This window comes from Mycobacterium sp. 29Ha (assembly GCF_032883055.1).
Lineage (GTDB): Bacteria > Actinomycetota > Actinomycetes > Mycobacteriales > Mycobacteriaceae > Mycobacterium > Mycobacterium gallinarum.
The window spans coordinates 115,248-136,942 of record NZ_JAMQTI010000017.1 but is presented as its reverse complement, the minus strand read 5'-3'; the positions used below and the strand labels follow the sequence as shown (position 1 = coordinate 136,942).

Annotated in this window: 22 protein-coding genes, 1 tRNA gene and 1 riboswitch; of the genes, 7 read left to right on the top strand and 16 right to left on the bottom strand. The window is 65.3% G+C overall.

Features of this window, described 5'->3' with window-relative positions:
• Positions 1-139: 139 nt before the first annotated feature.
• A complete protein-coding gene (locus tag M1248_RS21845) occupies positions 140-409 on the top strand; it encodes a hypothetical protein (protein WP_317149701.1) in 270 nt (89 codons plus the stop codon).
• A gap of 13 nt (positions 410-422) precedes the next feature.
• Here the strand turns inward: M1248_RS21845 and M1248_RS21840 are convergent, their stop codons facing one another.
• From M1248_RS21840 to M1248_RS21830, 3 genes are all read right to left on the bottom strand, one after another.
• Positions 423-1,223, bottom strand: a complete 801-nt coding sequence (locus tag M1248_RS21840; RefSeq protein WP_317149700.1) for a mycofactocin-coupled SDR family oxidoreductase — start codon at positions 1,221-1,223, stop codon at positions 423-425.
• Between the two features lie 205 nt (positions 1,224-1,428).
• A complete protein-coding gene (locus tag M1248_RS21835) occupies positions 1,429-2,802 on the bottom strand; it encodes a hypothetical protein (RefSeq protein ID WP_317149699.1) in 1,374 nt (457 codons plus the stop codon).
• A complete protein-coding gene (locus M1248_RS21830; protein ID WP_317149698.1) occupies positions 2,799-3,410 on the bottom strand; it encodes a hypothetical protein in 612 nt (203 codons plus the stop codon). Before M1248_RS21830 ends, M1248_RS21835 begins: the two co-directional genes overlap by 4 nt.
• Positions 3,411-3,824: 414 nt before the next feature.
• Here M1248_RS21830 and M1248_RS21825 point away from each other — a divergent pair, with 414 nt between their 5' ends.
• Positions 3,825-4,151, top strand: a complete 327-nt coding sequence (locus M1248_RS21825; RefSeq protein WP_232076057.1) for a hypothetical protein — start codon at positions 3,825-3,827, stop codon at positions 4,149-4,151.
• A gap of 267 nt (positions 4,152-4,418) precedes the next feature.
• Positions 4,419-5,387, top strand: a complete 969-nt coding sequence (locus tag M1248_RS21820) for a DUF1214 domain-containing protein (protein ID WP_317149697.1) — start codon at positions 4,419-4,421, stop codon at positions 5,385-5,387.
• Positions 5,388-5,714: 327 nt separating this feature from the next.
• Here M1248_RS21820 and M1248_RS21815 read toward each other — a convergent pair whose 3' ends face one another.
• From M1248_RS21815 to M1248_RS21800, 4 genes are read right to left on the bottom strand one after another with little or no spacing between them, the layout of a single operon-like run.
• Entirely contained in the window at positions 5,715-7,070 is a 1,356-nt protein-coding gene (locus tag M1248_RS21815; protein WP_317149696.1) for a wax ester/triacylglycerol synthase family O-acyltransferase, read from the bottom strand.
• A 43-nt stretch (positions 7,071-7,113) separates the two neighbouring features.
• Positions 7,114-7,887 (bottom strand): SDR family NAD(P)-dependent oxidoreductase, encoded by a 774-nt coding sequence (locus M1248_RS21810; protein WP_317149695.1) that lies wholly within the window; start codon positions 7,885-7,887, stop codon positions 7,114-7,116.
• Complete coding sequence (locus tag M1248_RS21805; protein WP_317149694.1) at positions 7,884-8,786, bottom strand: alpha/beta hydrolase; 903 nt, start codon at positions 8,784-8,786, stop codon at positions 7,884-7,886. Before M1248_RS21805 ends, M1248_RS21810 begins: the two co-directional genes overlap by 4 nt.
• The gene (locus M1248_RS21800; protein ID WP_317149693.1) at positions 8,783-10,282 is read right to left on the bottom strand and encodes an NAD(P)/FAD-dependent oxidoreductase; all 1,500 of its coding nucleotides are present in this window, start codon (positions 10,280-10,282) and stop codon (positions 8,783-8,785) included. Before M1248_RS21800 ends, M1248_RS21805 begins: the two co-directional genes overlap by 4 nt.
• 133 nt (positions 10,283-10,415) lie before the next feature.
• Between M1248_RS21800 and M1248_RS21795 the strand changes: the two genes are divergently transcribed.
• Positions 10,416-11,636 (top strand): PucR family transcriptional regulator, encoded by a 1,221-nt coding sequence (locus M1248_RS21795; RefSeq protein ID WP_317149692.1) that lies wholly within the window; start codon positions 10,416-10,418, stop codon positions 11,634-11,636.
• Positions 11,637-11,696: 60 nt separating this feature from the next.
• Here M1248_RS21795 and M1248_RS21790 read toward each other — a convergent pair.
• The 6 genes from M1248_RS21790 to crcB (M1248_RS21765) all read right to left on the bottom strand — a co-directional run bounded on the left by M1248_RS21790 (position 11,697) and on the right by crcB (M1248_RS21765) (position 16,258).
• Positions 11,697-11,769: transfer RNA gene (locus M1248_RS21790), tRNA-Ala, on the bottom strand.
• 53 nt (positions 11,770-11,822) lie between these two features.
• On the bottom strand, positions 11,823-13,103 hold the full coding sequence (locus M1248_RS21785) for an MFS transporter (RefSeq protein ID WP_163725303.1): 1,281 nt from the start codon (positions 13,101-13,103) through the stop codon (positions 11,823-11,825).
• Complete coding sequence (gene pgm / locus M1248_RS21780) at positions 13,100-14,734, bottom strand: phosphoglucomutase (alpha-D-glucose-1,6-bisphosphate-dependent) (protein ID WP_317149691.1); 1,635 nt, start codon at positions 14,732-14,734, stop codon at positions 13,100-13,102. Before pgm ends, M1248_RS21785 begins: the two co-directional genes overlap by 4 nt.
• An 82-nt stretch (positions 14,735-14,816) precedes the next feature.
• Positions 14,817-15,305, bottom strand: a complete 489-nt coding sequence (locus tag M1248_RS21775) for a universal stress protein (RefSeq protein ID WP_163725297.1) — start codon at positions 15,303-15,305, stop codon at positions 14,817-14,819.
• A 36-nt stretch (positions 15,306-15,341) separates the two neighbouring features.
• Positions 15,342-15,710, bottom strand: a complete 369-nt coding sequence (gene crcB, locus M1248_RS21770; protein WP_163725295.1) for a fluoride efflux transporter CrcB — start codon at positions 15,708-15,710, stop codon at positions 15,342-15,344.
• Complete coding sequence (gene crcB / locus M1248_RS21765) at positions 15,707-16,258, bottom strand: fluoride efflux transporter CrcB (RefSeq protein WP_163725292.1); 552 nt, start codon at positions 16,256-16,258, stop codon at positions 15,707-15,709. The genes crcB (M1248_RS21770) and crcB (M1248_RS21765) overlap by 4 nt, the downstream gene beginning before the upstream one ends.
• A gap of 24 nt (positions 16,259-16,282) precedes the next feature.
• Positions 16,283-16,355: riboswitch (Fluoride riboswitch) on the bottom strand.
• A gap of 32 nt (positions 16,356-16,387) precedes the next feature.
• Here crcB (M1248_RS21765) and M1248_RS21760 point away from each other — a divergent pair.
• From M1248_RS21760 to mbtN, 3 genes are read left to right on the top strand one after another with little or no spacing between them, the layout of a single operon-like run.
• On the top strand, positions 16,388-16,732 hold the full coding sequence (locus tag M1248_RS21760) for an acyl carrier protein (RefSeq protein WP_317149690.1): 345 nt from the start codon (positions 16,388-16,390) through the stop codon (positions 16,730-16,732).
• 5 nt (positions 16,733-16,737) lie between these two features.
• The gene (gene mbtM, locus M1248_RS21755) at positions 16,738-18,309 is read left to right on the top strand and encodes a long-chain-fatty acid--ACP ligase MbtM (RefSeq protein WP_317149705.1); all 1,572 of its coding nucleotides are present in this window, start codon (positions 16,738-16,740) and stop codon (positions 18,307-18,309) included.
• Positions 18,306-19,466 (top strand): mycobactin biosynthesis acyl-ACP dehydrogenase MbtN, encoded by a 1,161-nt coding sequence (gene mbtN / locus M1248_RS21750; RefSeq protein WP_317149689.1) that lies wholly within the window; start codon positions 18,306-18,308, stop codon positions 19,464-19,466. Before mbtM ends, mbtN begins: the two co-directional genes overlap by 4 nt.
• Before the next feature lie 11 nt (positions 19,467-19,477).
• Here mbtN and M1248_RS21745 read toward each other — a convergent pair whose 3' ends face one another.
• The 3 genes from M1248_RS21745 to M1248_RS21735 form a co-directional block, all read right to left on the bottom strand.
• Positions 19,478-20,176, bottom strand: a complete 699-nt coding sequence (locus M1248_RS21745; protein WP_163725279.1) for a YceI family protein — start codon at positions 20,174-20,176, stop codon at positions 19,478-19,480.
• Positions 20,177-20,187: 11 nt separating this feature from the next.
• Entirely contained in the window at positions 20,188-20,820 is a 633-nt protein-coding gene (locus M1248_RS21740) for a GNAT family N-acetyltransferase (RefSeq protein ID WP_163725276.1), read from the bottom strand.
• A 155-nt stretch (positions 20,821-20,975) separates the two neighbouring features.
• On the bottom strand, positions 20,976-21,671 hold the full coding sequence (locus M1248_RS21735) for a proteasome protein (RefSeq protein WP_317149688.1): 696 nt from the start codon (positions 21,669-21,671) through the stop codon (positions 20,976-20,978).
• Positions 21,672-21,695 lie beyond the last annotated feature (24 nt).

Genomic DNA, 21,695 nt, shown 5'->3' with positions numbered 1-21,695 from the left:
GAGTACAACTCGTAGTAGTCCCATCTCGGACTTACACAGAATTCGTGACAGGCTCACGGTCACGAACTCGCTGCGGGTGGTGTCTTAACTGGTAGAGGCCGTCGGCGATGATGCCCCGGCCCCAACCGGAGGTTCACCCATGGAAGCCAACAATGACCGCGGCATGCCGCCGACAGCGACGGGGATCCGCGTAATCGTGTTGCTGCTCGTATCGATTTGCCTCAGTACCGCGATCGGATTGGCGATGCTGATCACGGCGCTCGCACCTGCATCGGTCGCCGCCCCATCGCCAATGCAGTTCGCACCGTGCGGTATCACCGCCCTCTGGCCCAAGAGTCTCACGTCCAGTGCCGTCTGCCCCGTCGCGATCTCGTCATCGACGTGCTGCACGCGCCTGCCCATCGGATAACGGACAACGCACGTCAGTGAATTCGAGCGCTGCCGCCGAGGCCGATTTCGAGGACGCTACCGGTCACGACACCCGGATCTGTGACGAGATAGAGCAACGCACGGCTCACGTCCTCCGGTTCAATCCAGGGCTGCGGTATCGGATTCGCCCTCATCATCCGTTGGACCAATTCGTCGGGAACACCGTCGACACCGACGGGCTGCACCATCGGCGTGTGAACCGTGGTGGGGCACATCACGTTCACGGTGATGCCCTCCTTGGCGACTTCCAAAGCCAGCGACTTCGCGAGACCGATGATTCCCCATTTGGTGGCGTTGTACGGCGCCAATTCGGGGATGCCCATTCGACCACCCATCGACGAGGTCACCACGATCCGCCCGAAACGCTGCCGCCGCATCACCGGGACGGCGGCCCGCAGGGTGTGAAACACGCCCGTCAGATTGGTGTCCACGAGCTGCTGCCAGATCTCGTCGGTCACGTCTTCCAGCGGTCCGGTGCTCACGATGCCGGCATTGGCCACGACAATGTCGAGACTTCCCAAGCTGCTGACGGTTTCCTCGACGGCAGCGCTCACTGCGACGGGATCGCGCACGTCCATGGTGATCGGAAGACACACGGACCCCAGCTCCTCGACGAGTTTGGCCGTCTCGCGAAGGTCGTCTTCGGTGGCGAGTGGGTAGGTCAGGTTCATCGGCAGGGGCGCGTCGGCGACGACGATTTTCGCCCCTTCGGCGGCCAGCGCCAACGCATGCGCGCGCCCCTGCCCACGCGCGCCGCCGGTGATGAATGCGACCCGGCCGTCCAACACACCCATACCGTCAGCTCGCCGTCTCGTTGACCCGGTCGGTGAAAACCGGTTGCTCCCCAGACATCCCGTCCATCACGGCGGCGAGGTGATTGGGCTTTCCAATGAATCCACGACCTCTGTTTTCGCTCACACGTCGCAACTTACCCGGCGTCGCACTGGCGACTGTTCGGCGATGACAACGATCCGCGTCGCGCGTCGGGCAGATGTCGCTCTAGTGAAGACCTTGTGCTCGAAGGTCAGCGAGCATGGCCGTGATCGTCGCGAGGATCTCGGCATCTGGGCTGTGGAAGCGCCTTCCCAGCCGCTGGACACCAGCGTCTATGCGCTGGAGAAGCGAACGATAGGCGTCACCGGCGGCCTCGGCGTAGCCGGCGGCGGCCTCCGCCTGAGATTGATCGGAGTACCGCGTGGCCAGCGTGGCCAATTCGTGGGTTAGATCCTTGGCCTGCTCTTGCACCTTCCCCGTCAGATTGCGCGTGAAGTCGAGATCGGGCACGAACGGCGACTCGACGTCCTCAACCAGTACCACCTCCAGCACATGACAAATCTGGTAGAGCATGTCGATCGTGGTTTCGACAGACCAGATCTGGGCACGTAGCTCCGGCGGCGGAACGGGAATCGTCAACAGGTGAGTCGACACTTCCCCTCGCGCCCATCGCTCCATATTCAGGGCGTGGGCCTCCCAGCGAGCGATTTCCGCATCTGCGGCTTCTCGCGCGGCGGCGATCTCGGCCTCGGCGGCCTCCCGCGCCGCGGCCACATCGCCACTCGCCTGCCCACGCGCCGCCGCCACCTCAGCGGCAGTGTCTGAGCGCAACTTTTCCAACTCGCGGCGCACCCGCTGCACGGCTTCCTCGCCCGTCGCCCGCTCGGTCGTCCGCTCGGTGCTCCGCTCGACGGCACGCGCCTCCGCGGCCCGAACCCTCTCTTCGGCCGCCGCCACCTCAGCCGCCGCACCAGCTTTCACCCGTTCGATCTCGGCCTGAAGTTGCTGCACCGCCTGCTCCGCGGCTGCGCGCTCGGTCGTCCGTTCGGTGCTCCGCTCAAGGGCACGCGCCTCCGCGGCCCGAACCCTCTCTTCGGCCGCCGCCACCTCAGCCGCCGCACCAGCTTTCACCCGCTCGATCTCGGCCCGCAGTTGCTGCACCGCCTCTTGATCGGCCGCCCGTTCGGCCCTTCTTTCCGTGTCCCTGCGCTCGGCCTCGGCCTCCACCGCGCGGACCCGCTCAGCAGCCGCCGTGGCAACGCGTGCCGATTCTTCGGCTTCGGCGCGCGCCAGCGAGGCCGCCGCCTCAGCGTCGAGCCGACCCTGATGCGCCACGCGCGCCTGCTCCTCGGCCGCCCGGCGCAGATGGTCGGCCTCGACGACTTGCATCGCCAGTGACCGGCGTGGCACCGGTGGCCCATTGCGTTCGCGGTGTTGGGCGAGTTCGCGCTCACTCATCCCCGCCAATGCGACGGATTCAGCCCGTGGTTGTAACCCCAACCGCTGTGCGGCGGCGACCGACTCCGCCGCCGCGCGTCGTGTCAGCGTCGCCCATCTGTCGACGTCGAGGTCCTCGATGTGTTGACGAGTCGTCGTCATCGGCGACGCCGCCCTCCGCTGCTCTCCGCCACCGGGGCGGAAGGTGTTTCGGTGGAAGACTTTTCAGCCGCGACCATCGGTGTCGGCGTGCTCGGTTCGCGGTGCGGCGATACAGGTGTGGTGCGGCGTGTCTCATCGGACGGGCGCGTGGTCGTTGCCCCCGCGATGTCGGAAACCGGACCGGCCTGTTGTGCCAGAACCAACAAGAGCTGCTCTTGGTACACTGCCACAGCCCTGGCGAGCGTCTCATCGCCGAGTCGCTCGGCATCACGAAGCAACCCACTCAACAACTCCAGGGTCACCGCGGGCCCAAGCCCCAGAGTGGCCCCCTCGCTCGCGGCAGGCTCGATCCCGGCGGTGTCGACCACCCACTGCCAGCGCTCCCACGCCAGTGCGTTCTCCGCATCGTGACGGGCCTGTTCCTGACGGCTCTCGTCTCGATCACGCTGCTGCTCGAACCGCTGACGGGCGCGTCTCGACGCATAGAGCACCGCGCACGCCGCGATCACCGCGGCCAACAGTGCCGCTAGGCCGGCAAAGCCAGGCGACACCACGAAATCCCGCGCGGGAAGGTCTCCGAAAATGCCTACCAGGGGTACATGCTCCACCCAGTCAGTCTCGCACTACGGCAACCCCGGCAACGACGGAAATTCGGAGCTCCGGTCGCTGCGCTGCTCGAGGGAGGCTTTGCTGATCGCGTTTAGTCGCCGCAGGAAGGGGCATGGATTCACCACCAGCCACGGCCAATCCCCACGCCAGGCGATGGCCGACTGAACAACACTTGAAGAAACGAATATTGTGCTTGCAGGCACGCCACCATGCAGGCCGAGAACCGGAGCCACGAGTTGAACATCCGAAGACTTCTGCTTCTTGCAGCCACTTGTCTCACCGCGACACTCGTATTCGCACCGAGTGCACCAGCTGAGCCACGGCCGACCATCCGTGGAGCCGACGCCGCAATCGCCAAGGCCGAAAGCCTCCTCGGGACAGACCAATTCGGTATCTACGGATGTGAAGCTCTGGTGGCCTACGCATTCGGCGTGCCGCAGGAGCAATACGGTTGGGACGGCGCCGCCGAGACCATGTACCAAACACTGCTCGAGCAGGGAAAGATTCACACCGACAAGAACCCCCCGCGTGGGGCACTTGTTTTCAGCAGAGGATTCGTCGGTGCGCATATCGACATCTCCCGCGGGGATGGCACCTACGTATCCGGCGGTGTGCAGGGCCTATCCCCGGGATACGGCGACGGGAGCAACATCCAAATCCTGCCCAGTCCGAGCGTCGGGGACGAGAACTACACCTACCGCGGCTGGAGTCTGGGCTTTCCGGAGTCCGAGCCGCAATAGCGCGACTCATCACAGAAGTGGAGCTACGGGGATTCGAACCCCTGACCCCCACACTGCCAGTGTGAAACTAGGTGTGCCGGCCGGTATCTCACGGTCCATACCGTGCGGATGAGTCCACTTCGCCGGGCTCGGTTGGTGTCGATCTGTCTAGTACGTATTTGCCCGTGACCGACAGTGTTAGGACACGGCTAGGACTCAACGAACCGGGAGTTCGTCGGGTTCCGGTTTCAAGTACGGCTGGCCAGGACAAGAACTAGCGTGTGCGGGATGACGATTCGAGTGAGCGTCGACAACTTCGTCCGTGCGGAAACTCACCGTATGTTCTCGGACAACCAGGCAGAAGCCGGAGGGATCGGGCAATTCCGGCACAACCGAACGCCAGTCCGCATCGACGAGCAGACAGTCATCAGACTGAACCGTGACACGCTCTATAGCTTCGCGGTTGTTGACCTCGGTCAACCCGTCCGCCTCACGTTGCCGGAGGCCGGTGGCCGCTATCTGTCGGCGATGGTCGTCAATGAGGATCACTACATCAACAGCGTCCTCCATGACCCGGGCGAGCATACGCTCACCGCCGATGACCACGGATCTCGCTATGTCTTCGTGGCGGTGCGGATCTTGGTCAATCCAGACGACCCCGACGATGTGGGGGCTGTGTCAAGGCTCCAGGATGCTCTGACGATCACCGCCGGCCCGCAGGAGCCGTTCGTCATGCCCGACTACGACGTCGAAAGCCTGGACGCGACCCGCAATGCGCTACTCGAGCTGGCCCGCGGACTCAACCAGTTCGACCGGACGTTCGGGACGCGAGACGAAGTCGACCCGGTTCATCACTTGATCGGATGCGCCGCCGGGTGGGGCGGGCTTCCGACCTCGGAGGCCGTGTATATCGGTGTGGACCCGAGGGTCCTGCCAGGTGACTTCGAGTTGGTGTTCACCGAGGTTCCCGTCGATGCCTTCTGGTCTGTGTCGGTATACAACGCACAGGGCTTCTTCGAGCCGAACGAGAGGAATCTATACACCGTCAACAGCGTCACCGGTCAACGAAACGAAGATGGTTCGGTCACCGTCCGTTTCGTCGGCTCGACGGAAGGTGAAACCCCTGCTAACGCGATCGTCACCCCGAACGGATGGAACTATCTCATCCGGCTCTACCGGCCAAGGGCGGAGATAGTCAACGGCCAGTGGACACCGCCAACACTCAGGCGATCGGATACTCCTTCGAGCGGCGGTTGAGTCGGGCCGACAAGCTTCAAAGGCCAAGCGGCAGAGACGTGGGCGCGAGGGCCGACGTCGAGGCGTCCTGGATCTCGACGCGACCGTCGCCGCTCAGCTCTTCGCCACAGCGTCACCAGGCTCAGGACTCCGGACGGCTCGGTCGAAGCTCGGCACGGTCCCAACGGGCCCGGCGACAGGCCCAACCCATAGCGGCACCCGAATGACGGAACCTCCTGTTCCGGCGTTCACCGATTACACGCCCCGAACCTTGACGGAACCTGGAAGCTAGTCGAACTGATCTCGGGATTGACTGAACGCACCGAAGGTCGGTCCTTTGGCGTCGGATCAACTCGACGCCTCTAGCACCGCGAGGCTGTCCTCAAGGTGACCGAGCAGCCACTGCAAATGTGCGACGTTGCGCCGGCAGCCGATCAACCCGAACTCCAGGTTGTCTCCGTAACTGAGCATGGTGATGTTCAGCGACTGCCCTTCGATCGGCATGGATACCGGATACCACCCTTCCAATTCGGCATCCTGCCAGTACAACCGCTCCCGTGGACCGGGCACATTCGAGATCACTACGTTGTACGGGGGCGGCGCGGCCCCGGTGAACCCTGGAATCGCGTTGAGGCCGCTTGGGCCGATCGACGTCAACATGCCGATTGTGGACAACTGCAGCGGCGTGCGCCCCCGCATCGTCGTCTTGGCGGCCAGCATCGACGCCTGAATGCGGGCGAGTCGCTCTGACGGGTCGGCAACGTCAGTGGCCAGTCGGCACAACACCATAGTCACCGAGTTGCCGTCACCGTCCCTGCGCGGCAGCGCGACCGGCACGGCGGCCACCAATGACTTCGACGGCAACCGGTCCTCGGTATGCAGGTACGCGCGTAGCGCTCCCGAACACATCGCCAGCACCACGTCGTTGAGGGTGGCGCCATACCGCTTGGCCACCAGCTTGAGCCGCTCGATCGACCACGACTGGGCTGCGAACCGGCGGGCACCCGTAAGCGGCCGGTTCAGCAGGGTCTTGGGCGCGCTGAACGGCAGCGCGGCATCAGGATTACGAATGCCCTGCACCGCGACATCGGCGACGGTGGGCAATACGCCGACAATGTCGGTGGCCAGTGCTCGGGCCCGGGCCAGCGATGCGGCGGAAACCGAGAGGGGCGCGTCCACCGCCACAGTGGGCCGCGGCTCCGGCGACCACAGCGCGCCTAGCTGGCCGGTGGGTTCCGCTGAGAGCATGCGCATCGTGTTGCGGACCGCGTTCACCCCGTCGGTGAGCGCATGGTGGATCTTGACGTAGACGGCGAATCGGTTGTCGTCCAGTCCCTCGATCAGGTGGAACTCCCACAGCGGCCGGTGCCGGTCGAGCAGGCTGCCGTGCAGCCGGGACACCAGGGCGAGCAGTTCGCGGACCCGGCCCGGACGTGGCAACGCAGAGTGCCGCACGTGGTATTCCAGGTCGACGTCCTCATCGTTGGTCCAGCGCACCGCTCCGAGCGCGCCGGGCCAGGACGGCTTGCGCCGGTACATCGGCGCCACTTCCCTGCAGTCGAGCAGCCGTCGGTGCAGCATCTGCACATAGTCGGTCGGGGTGCCTTCGGGCAACCGGAAGACGTGGAGGCCGCCGACATGCATGGGGTGCTCACGGGTTTCGGACGCCAGGAATATGGCATCGAGTGGCGCGATGATCGTCATGGTGGGTGCTCCGTTTGCTTCTGGTTTGTCTTTCGTGAAGTACTCAGGTGAGGCGCATGCCGCCGTCGACGGTCAGCTCACTGCCGGTCATGTAGCTGCTCGCGTCCGACGCGAGGAAGACCAGCGCCGCGGCAAGTTCGTCCGGATCACCCATCCGTCCCATCGGCAGCCGGTCGTCGACGAGGCCTTGTGGCAACTCGGCGACCATGTCGGTGGGGAAGAAGCCGGGAAGTAGCGCATTGACGCGGATACCCTTGCGGCCGCTCCACTGTCGAGCCAGCGACCGGGTCAAACCCAGGATCGCGGCCTTGGACGTCGAGTAGGCGGTCGTCGGAATATCGAGCGTCGTGTAGGCCAGAATGCTGCCCACGTTGATGATTGACGATCCGCGCGGCATCACCGCCGCAGCACTCTGCGCGAGCTCGAAACAAGCCGTGACGTTGACGTCGAGCACCCGGCGGAAAGCCTCGACCGCCAGCCGTGACGCGGGGTCGTGGTCCTCCACACCGGCGTTGTTCACCAGCACGTCGATGCGGCCGAACCGGTTCAAAGCGGCGTCGACCACAGAGCGGCAGCCATCGGCGGAGGCCACATCGGCAGCCACGACGAGGCCCCCGCGGCCCGCGGTGCCCACGAGTTCGATGGTCTGCTCCAGTCGGTCCCGACGACGTCCGGTGGCGACGATGTCGGCCCCCGCTTCGGCGCACGCATGGGCGAAGGCGACGCCGAGGCCCGATGAAGCACCGGTGACAACGACGACCTTGTCGTCAAGTCGGAACCGACCGGACACCGGCCGGCGGGCGGCAGCCGTCGTCATTTGGCCACACCTGCCGCCGACTCAGCGGCGTTCCGGACGATCAGGTCGACGATCCGGCCGATAACCCCAGGCGCGATGTCGTGGCCCATCCCGGCGATGGTGACGTGACGGGCGCCGTGGATCGCCGCGGCGGTCGCCGCCCCGCCGTTGGGCGCCACGATCAGGTCGCGGTCGCCGTGGATCACTATCGTCGGGGCGGTGACGTTACGCAGCTCGGCGGTGCGGTCACCGGACTTGAGGATCGCGTTGACCTGGCGCGCGACACCCTCGCCGGCCGCTTCGCGAAGGCCACGATCCCAGGCCCGGGCCGCGTACTCGGCGGTGCCGGCCTTGTCGGTTGGGTAACCGGTGCCGGCCAGGTGGCCCATCAACTTGACGTGCTTGCCGATGAACTTGGCGCGGTTGCGTGCTCCTGGGTTGGCCAAGCGCAACTGCGTCGAGACGGCGGGCTGGCCGACCCCCTTGGCCCCGGTCGTGGAGAAGATCGACGTCAACGACGCCGTCCGGTCCGGATAGCGGCTGGCGATCGTCTGCGCGATCATGCCGCCCATCGACATTCCCACCAGATGTGCCCGCTCGACGCCGAGATGATCGAGCACCGCGATCGCGTCGCCAGCCATATCCGCCAGGTCGTACCCATCCCGGCGGTGACGGCGCAGTGCCCGGCGCAGCAGCCCCGGTGGCGGTGTCGTGGCCGGACTGGTCCTGCCGACGTCGCGGTTGTCGAACCGGATCACGTAGAAGCCCTGTGCGACAAGGCTATCGATCATGTCCTGCGGCCACGAGGTCAGGTCCAGCGTCAGCCCGGCGATCAGCAGTAGCGATGCAGCAGACGGGTCACCGTCAGTGCGATAGCACACCTCCCGATCGCCACCGGCCCGGCAGAATTGGTCGTTCATGCGGTCACCGCCATCGCGGGAGCGGCCGCAACCGCGTCGCTGGTGTCGAACTGCAGGTTGGGGTCCAGCACCGAATCGCTGCGGAGGAGTTTGACGTCGGCGCCGTAGCTCGACGACATCATCCACGGGGCACCGTCACCCTGTCGGGGCATGAGATCCAGCGCTCGCTTGACATAACCGGCGGAGAAGTCCAACAGTGGCCGGCCCTCCATCTTTAGGTCGCCGATCTCGGGACGTGCGGTGTCGAATCCATTGCCGTCCATATGGGTCAGTAGCCGGCAGAAGTGCTCGCACAGCAGTCCGACCTTGAGCGTCCACGACGAGTTCGTGTAGCCCACGGCAAACGCGAAGTTCGGCACGCCCGAGAGCATCATGCCCTTGTAAGCGAACGTCTTGGCGAAGTCGACCTGCTCACCATCCACACTCAGGCTCACCCCACCGAACATCTGCAGGTTCAAACCTGTTGCGGTGACGATGATGTCGGCATCGAGCTGCTCACCGGACGCCAGCTGGATCCCGTTCTCGGTGAAGGTCACGATGCGGTCGGTCACAACGGATGCGTTTCCGTCGGCGATCGCTTTGAACAGGTCGCCATCGGGCACCGCGCACAGGCGCTGATCCCACGGGTTGTAGGACGGGTTGAAATGAGTGTCGACCGGATAGCCTTCGGGTAGCTGCTTGGCGTTGAGGTGACGGATGAGCTTGCGGGCCGGCCCAGGGAAGGTCTGGCAGAACTGGTACACGGCACGCTGTTTGACGATGTTCTTGCGGCGGGTGAGGGCATACCCGCGCTTGTCGCCGAGCATCTTCTTGGCGGTGTTGGCGAACACGTCTTTCGTCGGGGTCGGCATGATGTAGCTCGGCGAGCGCTGCAGCATCGTCACGTGCGCGGCGTTGTCGGCCATCGCAGGCACCAGCGTGACCGCGGTCGCGCCGCTGCCGATGATGACGACCTTCTTGTCGGTGTAGTCGAGCGCCTCCGGCCAATGCTGCGGGTGCACAATCTGACCGCCGAAGCGGTCACGGCCTTCGAACTCCGGGGTGAATCCCTCGTCGTAGCGGTAGTAACCGCCGGCCATGAAGATCCAGTTCGCGCTGAACTGCAGTAGCTCGCCGGTCTGGGCGTGCTCGACGTCGACCGTCCAGCGGGCGTCGGCGCTCGACCAGGCCGCAGCCAACACCTTGTGGTGGTAGCGGACTTGCTCGTCGATGCCGTTCTCAGCGGCGGTCTCGCGCAAATAGGCCAGGATCTTGTCGGCGCTGGCGATGGCGTCGTCGTCGCGCCAAGGCTTGAACTCGTAGCCGAAGGTGTGCAGGTCGGAGTCCGAGCGAATCCCTGGATAGCGGAACAAATCCCACGTGCCGCCACAGGCGCCGCGCGCCTCCAGAATCGCGTAGCTGCGGTCCGGGTGATCCTTCTGCAGATAGTAGGCGGCGCCGATGCCCGAGATGCCGGCTCCGACGATCAGTACGTCGACGTGTTCGGTGTGGACCATGACTGTGACTCCCTGTCGGCTTGTTGAAGCGATGTGACAATCGTCGCTTTCCCGACAGCTCCGACCAAGGTCAAAACATCCCAATATTGCCCTTTCAATGGTGCAGTCTGCACCGCAGCTCTACATTGACCGAATGGTCTGGAAGCGACCCTCGCCACGAGTCAGCGAACTGATCCGGCAGTGCTCCCAGCTCGTCGTCAACGCGCGGCCGGAATGGCTGGGGGAACTTGATGCGGCTGTCCTCGGAGCCAACCCGACGATCGCGTCGGATCCTGAACTGGCGGCGGCGGTCAGCCACAGCAACCGGGCGAATATGTACTTCTGGGGCACGGCCAACGTCCGCGATCCGGGTGCCCCGGTACCCGCGAACACCGGTCCCGAACCGATGAACATCGCCCGTGAGTTGGTGCGCCGGGGGCTCGATGCGTTTGCCTTGGACGCCTATCGGGTGGGCGAGGGAGTGGCCTGGCGCCGACTCATGGAGATCGCCTTCGAACTGACCACCGACCCGGCCGAACTGCGCGAACTGCTCAGCGTGTGCTCACAGTCGATCAGTGTGTTCATCGATGACACCCTGGCATTCATCGCCGCGCAGATCGAATCGGAGCGCGAAGAACTCACGCGCGGCACCCACGCCGAGCGCCGCGAAACCATCGCGCTGATCCTCGACGGCGCACCCATAACCCGGCAACGCGCAGAGCATCGCCTCGGCTACGCGCTGACCGGAAACCACACTGCGGCTGTCATCTGGAGCGACGACCCGGCCGGCGACCTGGCCCGGCTGGACCGCGCCGCCGAGGCCTTCGGCCAGGCGGTTGGCGCGCGACCGTTGAGTGTCCTCGCCAGTTCGGCCACCCGGTGGGTATGGGTGCGGGGAGTCAGCGATGTGGATGTGGCGGCTCTCCACCATGTGATCGGCGGGGAGTCCGACATTCGCGTCGCGGTAGGAGCGACAGCTGACGGAATGGATGGCTTCCGGCGCAGCCACTTCGACGCCCTTACCACCCAGCACATGATGGCGCGCCTGCACTCACCCCAGCAGTTCGCGATGTTCGCCGACATCGAACTGGTTGCGTTGGTCACGGCCGACGCCGAACGCGCCGCCGTCTTCGTCAAACATGCGCTCGGCGCCTTCGAGTTCGCGAGCGCCGAACTGCAGGACACGGTGCGAACCTTCGTCGCCGAGCAGTGCAACGCCTCGCGCGCCGCCACCCAGCTCCATATGCACCGCAACACGTTGCTGCGCAGGCTAGCCCGCGCCGACGAGCTGCTGCCCCGCCCTCTGGCCGGGTCCAGCGTCAACGTGGCCATCGCACTGGACGTCTCGCGCTGGCGCGGTGGGCAGCCCGGTTAGCTGCGTACCGCAAACGACCGAGCCGCCCAGAATTTGAGACAAGAGCGACTCATCGAGAAGTGGAGCTAAGGGGATTCGAACCCCTGACCCCCACACTGCCAGTGTGGTGCGCTACCAACTGCGCCATAGCCCCTTGTTGTGCTCATCGAAGTTACACCACCTGCGGTAGGCCTTCAAAATCGCAGGTCAGGGCACTTCGCCGCCGGCCTCCGGCCCGAGCGGGCGCGCCGGCGTGTGCCCAGCCGGCGGTAGACCGCGCGTCTCCGGAGCGAACATCCAACCGATTGCCGCGATAAAGAGGACCGAGCCACTGACGACGAAGGCCCAGCCGAACGACAGATGTTGGGCGATCAAGCCGACGATCAGCGATCCGCCGATCGATCCGACGTCGACCATCATCTGGAATACCGCGACCGGCGTCCCTCCGCGGGACTTGTTTCCGACGATGTCGGCGACAGCGGCCTGTTGCGGGGAGATGAAGATGCCCGTCGCCGCTCCGCACACGTACGCGGTCACCAGGAAGATCACCAGCGACGTCGTCACCCCGAGCAGGCTCGTCGTGACGGCCGAGGCCAGCAGTCCGACAATGAGCAACTTGCGCCGCCCGATCCGGTCGGACAGGTAACCGCTGGGAATCACCACTGAGACGTTGCCGATGGCGAACGTCGCGAGCGCCAGGCCTGCGATGCCGGTCCCGCGGCCCAGTCCCTCCACGATGAACAGCGGCACCAATGCGATACGCAGCCCGAACGCCGCCCATCCGGTCGCGAAGTTGGACAGCAGCGCGGCGAGGTAGGCACGGTGCCGCAACACCTCTCGCAGCGTGACAGCGGGCCCGTCGGATTCCTCGGGTGCGGCCAGCGTGCTCCCCCGCAGGCTGAAGAACACCACCCCGGCCGCGACGAGCAGCGCAGCCCCGTAGATCGCGAACGGTGCCGCCAGACCCAGCCCGGCCGTGAGGCTGCCGAGCACCGGTCCTCCGACCGATCCGATGAGGAACCCTGACGAGAACAGGCCCGCGACGCGACCGCGTGCATCCTGGGGCGAGATCCGGATCATCAGGGCCAGCGACGACACCGAGAACATGGCAGACCCGAGTCCGCCGAGCGACCGGAACAGCAGCAACTGCCAGTACGTCTGCGCGAACGCGCACACCGCGGTCGACACGGCGACGATCAGCAGGCCGTTGATGTAGACCCGACGCTCCCCCAGCCGCTGGACCAGCCAGCCGGCCGGCGGAGCGGCCACCAACCGCATCAACGCGAACGCCGTGATGACGAAGGTCGCCGCGCTGATGCTCACACCGAAGTGGCGGGCATACTGCGGAAGAACCGGCGCGACCACTCCGTAGCCGAGCGCGACCACGACGTTCGCCGAAACCAACAGCCAGACCTCACGCGGGAGCTTCGGCTTGCCACCCTGGCCGGAACTGTCTTTCGAACAGTCGGCCTCCGCGTCAGAACTCACGCAATGACTTTATTCACCACTTCCTTGGCCGCTTCCTGCACCTCGGCAAGATGGTCCGGCCCGCGGAACGACTCGGCGTAGATCTTGTACACGTCTTCGGTACCCGACGGGCGCGCAGCGAACCACGCGTTCTCCGTCGTCACCTTCAGACCGCCCAGCGGCGCGCCGTTGCCCGGCGCCGTCGTCAGCTTCGCGGTGATCGCCTCGCCCGCCAGCTCGGTGGCGATGACCTGCTCGGCCGACAACTTGGCAAGCCGCGCCTTCTGCTCACGGTTGGCGGGCGCGTCGATGCGGGCGTACGTTGGCGCACCGTACTTTTCGGCGAGCGCGTCGTATCGCTGGGACGGCGTCGAACCTGTCTTCGCCAGGATCTCCGACGCTAGCAACGCCAGGATGATGCCGTCTTTATCCGTGGTCCACACCGACCCGTTGCGCCGCAGGAACGACGCCCCGGCGCTCTCCTCGCCGCCGAAACCGATAGTGCCGCTGAGTAATCCGTCGACGAACCACTTGAAGCCCACCGGAACCTCGACCAATTTGCGGCCCAGCCCGGCGACGACCCGGTCGATGATCGACGAACTCACCGCAGTCTTGCCGACGGCCGTGGACGCCGGCCACTCGGGCCTGTTGGCGTACAGGTAGTCGATCGCCACAGCCAGGAAGTGGTTCGGATTGAGCAGCCCACCATCGGGTGTGACGATGCCGTGCCGGTCGGAGTCCGCGTCGTTGCCCGTCGCGATCTGGTAGCTGTCGCGGTTGGCTATCAATGACGCCATGGCGTTGGGCGAACTGCAGTCCATCCGAATCTTGCCGTCGGTGTCGAGGGTCATGAACCGCCACGTCGCATCGACAAGCGGGTTGACCACGGTGAGCTTCAGGTTGTGTCGCTCGGCGATGGCGCCCCAGTAGTCGACGCTGGCGCCGCCCAGCGGGTCGGCGCCGATGCGGATACCCTCGGCGCTGATCGCATGCAGATCCACGACGTTGGGCAGATCGGCGATGTAAGCGTCGAGGTAGTCGTGACGCTCCGCGGTCTTCAGGGCGCTGGCCAGCGGTATCCGTTTCACATCCTTCAGGCCGTCGCGCAGGATCTCGTTGGCCCGCTTGGCAATTGCACCGGTGGCATCCGTGTCGGCAGGTCCGCCGTTGGGCGGGTTGTACTTGAAGCCGCCGTCACGTGGCGGATTGTGCGACGGCGTGACCACGATCCCGTCGGCCAGATCGCCGTCACGTCCGTCGTTGAAGGTCAGGATGGCATGGCTGACGGCGGGCGTCGGGGTGAAGCGGTCCGCTGAATCGATCATCGCGACGACGTCGTTGGCGGCGAGCACCTCCAGTGCCGAGGCCCACGCGGGTTCGGAGAGCGCGTGCGTGTCACGTCCGACGAACAGCGGGCCGGACGTGCCCTGCGCGTGCCGGTACTCGACGATGGCCTGGGTCGTCGCGACGATGTGTGCCTCGTTGAACGCCGCATCCAGGCTGGAGCCGCGATGGCCCGACGTGCCGAACATCACCTGCTGGTCGACGTTGTCGGGGTCAGGTTCGACGGTGTAGTAGGCCGTGACTACCTGAGCCACATCGATGAGGTCTTCGGGCTGCGCCGGTTGACCGGCGCGGGGGTTGGCCGCCATGGGTCCAGTCTGCTCTGTTTCCGCGCCGCGCACGGCCATGGCGCGGAGAATTCAGGCCGACGGCGACAGTTCGTCGCACTCTCTACGCGAGGAGCGACGTCTGCTCCGACGACGAGTCGGGTACCAGCAGCACCGCTCGGGCGTGTTTGCGAGTCAACTGGTGGGCGACCGACTGGCCGGCGAAGGTGTCGATGAACGAGTGCACGCCGCCCCGCGGTGCGCCGAGGACGATCATCACGGCGTCGACCTGCTCGGCAAGCTCGGCGAGCACATCCGGTGGACGGCCGTGCATAGCGTGGTAAGTCCAGTTCGCGCCGAGTTCGTCCAGCAGCTTTCGTGCGGCGACGGCGTGGGCTTCGACGCTGGCGTGGAACTGCTGTTCGTAATCCCACGCGTCCGGATCGACGGGTAGGTCGGCGACGTCGGCGATGTGCACCACATGCAGGTGCGCCTCCAGATGCCGTGCCAGTTTCACCGCGTAACGCAACGCCGCGGCGCTCGCGGGTTCGCGATCCCAGCCGACCACCAACTCCGCAGAGGTCCGCGTCGTGGATTCGCCAAAGTCTGCCATTGCGGCCGCCCTCCATCGGTCGAGATTCTCAGCGGGTCAGAGCGCCCACACCACAGCCAGTCCGAGCGCGCATGCCGCGACAGATAGCACCAGGGAAACGAGCGCGTTGAGCAACGCAAGCCCTCGCCGGCGTTGCTGGATCAGTCGCACGGTCTCGAAGCTGGCGGTGCTGAAAGTCGTGTAGCCGCCGCAGAATCCGGTGCCCAGCACGGTCTGCCAGGTGCTTGGTTGGTCGTGGAACAGCACCATTCCGGCGAGCATGCCGAGGAACAGCGATCCCGTGATGTTGATGACCACAGTCGCCAAGGGAAAAGGGGATTGCCAGCGCTGTTTCGTCCATGCGTCGAGCAGGAACCGCGTGACGGCGCCCGAGGCTCCCGCGAGGAAGGTGAGGATCGCAATCATGCGGGCGACCTCCTACGGTGCACCGCTGCCATGATCACGATGCCAAGCCAGGCGGTGAACACACCGCCCACGACGCTGAGCAGGCCGTAACTGATGGCGGTTCCGAAGTCGCCGTGTCGGCCCAACAGCACGATCTCCAGTGCGAAGGTGCTGTAGGTGGTGAACGCCCCGCAGAACCCGGTGCCGGCGCAGAGGCGGGCGCGGCGGCGCCAACCCGAGTCCTCGCCGAGACGCGCGAGTCCCTCGAGCAAGCCGCCCAAGGCGAAGGCGCCGCACAGGTTGATCAAGAAGGTCGCCCACGGCCACGATGCGCCATCGTGCGGCAGAGCCTTCTCCACGTAGTAACGCAGCGCTGTTCCGGCGATAGCGCCGAGGAATACCAAGGCCATCGCCGATGGCCGTAGGTGCAGCGGTCGTAGCGGTTTGGCCGGCGCGTCGGGATCCGTCAGCAACTCGGCGTGAGAGTCGGCGGCCGTTGGCAACGTCCCCTCGTCAGGTACGCCCCCGTCGTCGTTCGGGTGCTTCACGCCGGGCGGTTCTGAGCTCATGTGTTAGGTGCCTGATCCATCGCGATGACGGCAGGAACTATCAGCCAATTGGCGGTTCGAGCGACTAGCTCGGGCGAGATCCATCACCACTTCGAAGGACTGTACCGCTCTAGCTGCGGGTATCGCGATATGAGTGGCGGCGCTCCCTCGACCACGCGAGGTAAGGCTACCCTCACCTCGGATTCGGGTGTACCGTCCCACGCCGTGACTTCGTCCAATCCAGAAGCCGTGAGCGCTGCTCTCACCGAGATCCTGCGCGAAGACATGAATGTAGATACCCGCAGGGTCACCAGGGAATCCAGACTGATCGACGACGTCGGGCTCGACTCGGTGGCATTCGCAATTGGAATCGTGGCCATCGAGGACAAACTCGGGGTGGCGCTGTCCGAAGAGGACCTGCTCAGCTGTGGCACCGTGGGCGATCTCGAAGCGGCCATCCTCGCGAAGGTGCCCGCGGCCCACTTGAACTCGTGACCGTGCTGGCCGCGGCACTGTCGGCCGCGATGCGCGGAGCCAGGACCCAGTTATCGGTGCTCGATACCGGCAGCGACAAGTGGATTCACCATCCCTGGCAGGAGGTCCACGCGCGATCGGAGAACGTCGCCGACTGCATCGTCGACGACGGATCCACCTCGGTCGGCCTCGTCGGTGAGCCGACCATCGAGTATCTCGCCGCGATACCGGGCGCTTTCTTCGCGGGCGCGGGACTGTCGATCCTGCCGGGACCCATTCGGCGCGCCGATCCCCTGCAATGGGCGCGGACGACTTGGGACCGGTGGCGCAGCATCGGAGTGACGACGGTGTTCAGCCACGGCGTCGAGTTGGAACTGCTGCGCGAGCAGACCGACGGAATAGTCCTTCACGATCTCGTCGACGTGGCCCACGCCCGCAGATCCACCCCTTTCGAAGGACCCCAGACAGCAGACGTCGCCATCCTGCAGGGCACCGCCGGTTCCACCGGAACTCCACGCACAGCGCAGATTTCGCCCGCCGCCGCCCTGGCCAACCTTCGCGGATTGACCACGCGAATCAATATCGACGGCGACTCCCGACTGCACAGCTGGCTACCCATCTACCACGATATGGGTCTTGCGGTCATGCTCGTATCCACACTCGGGCAGGCAGATCTTTGGCAGGCGCCCACGAAGGCGTTCTCCAGCAATCCATTTGGTTGGCTCGACTGGCTTCACGAGAGCAAGGCCACGATGACCGCGGCGCCCAATATGGCGTTCAACATCATCGGCAAGTACGGCAGCGGCCTCTCCGGTCTCAATCTGAGCAATCTCGGCTACACGCTCAACGGCGGCGAACCCGTCGACTGTGACGGATACACACGTTTCTCCGCAGAGATGGCCCGCTTCGGCTTCAACCCGAATTCACTTGCCCCGTCCTATGGGCTTGCCGAATCTACCTGTGCAGTAACCATTCCCGAGCCGTTCTCAGGTCTTCGTATCGACGAGGTCACCGTGACGACCGATGCGGGCGAATCCACCAGGCGCTTTGCTGTTCTCGGCCACCCGATCGACGGTATGGAGATTCGGGTGAACACCGAGCAGCCTCACGGCACCGAGGTGGCCGATCGTGAGGTCGGAGAGATCGAGATCCGCGGCACGTCACTCATGAACGGGTATGTCGGCGTGGCGCCGGTTGATTTTCGCGACTGGCTGCCCACCGGGGATCTCGGATACCTGACCGACGAGGGGCTCGTCGTCTGTGGCCGCGCGAAGGAACTCATCACGGTGGCGGGACGCAACGTGTTCCCCAACGAGATCGAACGCATTGCCGGCCAAATCGACGGCGTGCGTGACGGTTGCGTGATCGCGATCGGCACCGGTGAGGCGACCGCACGACCGCGACTGATCATCACCGCGGAGTTCAAAGGCGAGGACGAACCCGCAGCGCGCAGTGCCGTGGTTGCCCGCGTCGCATCCGAATGCGGTGTGGTGCCCGCCGATGTGGTGTTCGTCAAACCCGGTGCGCTGCCACGCACGTCCTCGGGCAAGCTGCGCCGGTTGGAGGTCAAGCGCAGCATCGAAGGAGCCAGCCGATGACCGTCGACCTCCCTGTGGACGAGGACTACTGCGAGCTGCTCGAGCGCGTCTTCGACGACCGGGTGACGAAGTGGACGGCCGAGGCCGAAGAGACCGAGCGCTTTCCCCGCCAGCTCATCGAATACCTCGGTGAATCAGGTGTTTTCGCCGCCAAGTGGCCGGAGGGCCAGCAGCAGTCAGACGTCGCGAAGGTGATCGCGCTGGCGCGCAAGCTCGGAACCCTGGGGTCGGCAGGCATCGGCGTCGGCGTGGGACTGCACGACTCGGCGATCGCGATCCTGCGGCGGTTCGGCAAGTCGGATTACCTGCGCAACATCGCCGAGCAGGCGATCCGCGGCGAGACCGTGCTGTGCATCGGCGCCTCCGAACAGTCCGGTGGATCCGACCTGCAGATCGTCGGCACCGAGGTCCGGTCGATCCGGGACGGATTCGAAGTCAAGGGCATCAAGAAGTTCGTGTCGCTATCCCCAGTCGCCGACCACGTCATGGCGGTGGCCCGCAATGTCGACCATGATCCGAACAGCAAGCACGGCAGCGTGGTCGTCGTCGCCGTCCCGTTGGCGCAGTGCGAAATTCAGCCACAGTACCGCAAGGTCGGTGCCGGTCCGCTGGACACCGCCGCCGTGCACATCGACACGTGGGTGCCCACCGACGCATTGGTCGCACGTGCGGGCATCGGCCTGGCCGCGATCTCCTGGGGACTGGCGCAGGAGCGGATGTCGGTGGCGGGACTGGTGTCGACGTCGGCTCAGCGCGTCATTGGAATCACGCTGGCGCGCATGATGACTCGCCGACAGTTCGGCCATACCTTGTATGAGCATCAGGCACTGCGGCTGCGCATGGCCGACCTGCAGGCACGCGTCGACATGCTGCGTTTTGCGCTGGACGGAATCGCGGCGACGGGCAAGCTGGATCTCCGCGCCGCTGCGGCCATGAAGGTCAACGCGGCCCGCCTGGGCGAAGAGGTGCTCAACGAATGTATGCACATCTTCGGCGGCTCGGGCTATCTGGTGGACGAGACACCGCTGGGCCGATGGTGGCGCGATATGAAGCTGGCGCGCGTCGGCGGCGGCACCGACGAAGTGCTGTGGGAGTTGGTCGCCGCGGCGATGAAGCCCGACTACGACGGCTACGCCGAGTTCAACCAGCTGCCCTAGGCCTTGCTGGCCTAGGCCTTGGCGAGGTTGACGAGGAACTCGATGGTTCCTGTCGGTTCAACGGTCACGAACCCGGCGAAATCCGGTGGCGTGACGTTGAAGTCGGTCCAGGTCACCGGGACAGAGCCGGCGGCGACAATGGTCGCACCTCTCCGCTGCACGTCGACCTTCGCTGTGATGTCGCGTGACACACCCTTGACCGTGAGACTGACCGGGACGTCGAGGGTCACCGGTGCCCCGGTCTCGGGTACTGCGGCGACGTCGACAGGCTGCGTGACGCGCAATTCGGCGGTCGGGAACTTGGCGGTATCGAGGATGTCCTCACCACGAAATTGATTGTCGCGCGAGCTTTCCGGTGAAGTGATCGACGCCACGTCAACGGTGAACGTCGCCGACTCCAGCTTCTCCGCGGTCACTACGGCATCGCCGGTGACCTTCGGAGTCCGACCGTTTACGGTCAGCGGGGAGCCGCGCAGTATTTCGTCCACGCGATAGCCCGCCTGTGTCCGCGTGGCGTCGTCATCCGGCCCCGGCACCACCGTCCACATCCCGTTGACGTCGGTGGTCGCCGCCTCGCTCTGGCCGGGCAGCGCCAACTCGGCATCGGCTTCACCGGCGATGAATTCGCGATAGGCCCACGGACCGGCAGTGAAGCCGACGACGGCAAGAACGATCAGGATGCCGAGCGCCCATAGCGCAGCCTTCTTCATGGCAGGGAACGCTAGCCGATCTCAGGGGCATCCGACGGCGAACGCGGCAGCGCGTAAAGCGCCATTCGCCGATTCGACATGTCGTGCTCGCCGAGGAATACACCGCCCGCGTACTCGCACACCGCGCGCGCTGCTGCGTTGCGATGATCTGGGTCGAACATGATGCGACGGCAACAGGGTTCGAGTTCGAAGATGTTGGCGACCAAGCGCGGCAACATGATCGGCGCGATCCCGCGGTTGACGAATCGCATCTCCGCGATCGCCGCGTGCACGCCGATGTCGTGCGGATCCGCGTCATACCGAGGAGCGATCGAATCCTTAGCCGCTCGATACAGCTCGACGTAGACGAAGTCCTGGCCGCGGAAACTACCGATGAACGGCCGCGAGTAGTCACCGTCGAGTTGCGCTTGCAGGTAACGCCGCCAGCGCTGCGGCGGCCAGTCGTACTCCCACGCCTCCACCAGGTGCGGGCGGTTCATCCACGCCGAGATCATCTCGGCGTCTGCGGTGGCGTCGGCCAGCCTGACGCGGTACGGCTCGCCCAGAGCAGGCGTCGGCGGTGCACCTACGGCGCGGACCTCGTCGGAAATCGACGTCAGCTCGCGCGGCAAGACGGGTGACGGGGCCTCGTCAATGTCGGTCATCGCCCGCCGAGCCTACCGGAGCCACTGAGGGTAGGTTTACCTACCTTCTCGCCGCGGATGATGCAGGGCAGAAGTCCAGCGTGTCGACATCGTCGAAACCCATCCCGCGGCGACTGCCGCGTCTTCGGGCGGCCCTTGAGCACGCCGGGCGCGAATCACCCGAACAGTTCGTCGATCGCCTTCTGCTCCAACTCAATCCATTTGGCGACATGCTCACGGACCTGCGCGACTTCTTCCTCGTCGAAGTGCCGGGCCCCATCAGGTGTCATCCGGCAGATATCCATCGGACCGCCGATGCTCGGCGAGGAGGTGTCCAGAGTGTCAAGTACCCGCAGGGCTGCCACGACGCCGTAGTCGATACTGCGCTTGGACATCTGAAAATGGGCGAGCAGCGCGTAGGCCTGCTGGGCCATCGGCGAGCCACTGCCGACTGCCTGAAAGCCGGTCTCTTCGTGATGTCCGATCAAGCCGTGCGGATCGATGTCGACGATGAACGGCTTGCCGTCGGAGTAGCCCGCGGCCAACATGTACGTCGCTGGTGTCGCACCGGGTTTCCCACCGGGAACCTCTGGGATGAACGAGCTGTAGTGCTGCTCCAGCACAGGCACGACGCGCTGCTGGAGGGCGTGCCCGACATCTGGCGCTTCGACGATCGCGTCCGCCTCGGCATCGAAGATCTGCTCGAGGTCGAACAGCACGGCCCGAGATCCGCTCCCACCCCACGCCGCGTGCTTGCCGAGTGCGTGCAGTTTCTGGGCTGGATAACTCACTGCACGCACGGGATCGGTGATCTGCGAGTCCGACGCCATCACCAGCCCATCGGCACACCGCAATGCGAGAACGACCGTCACACCTCACCTCTTACCCAGATGGCG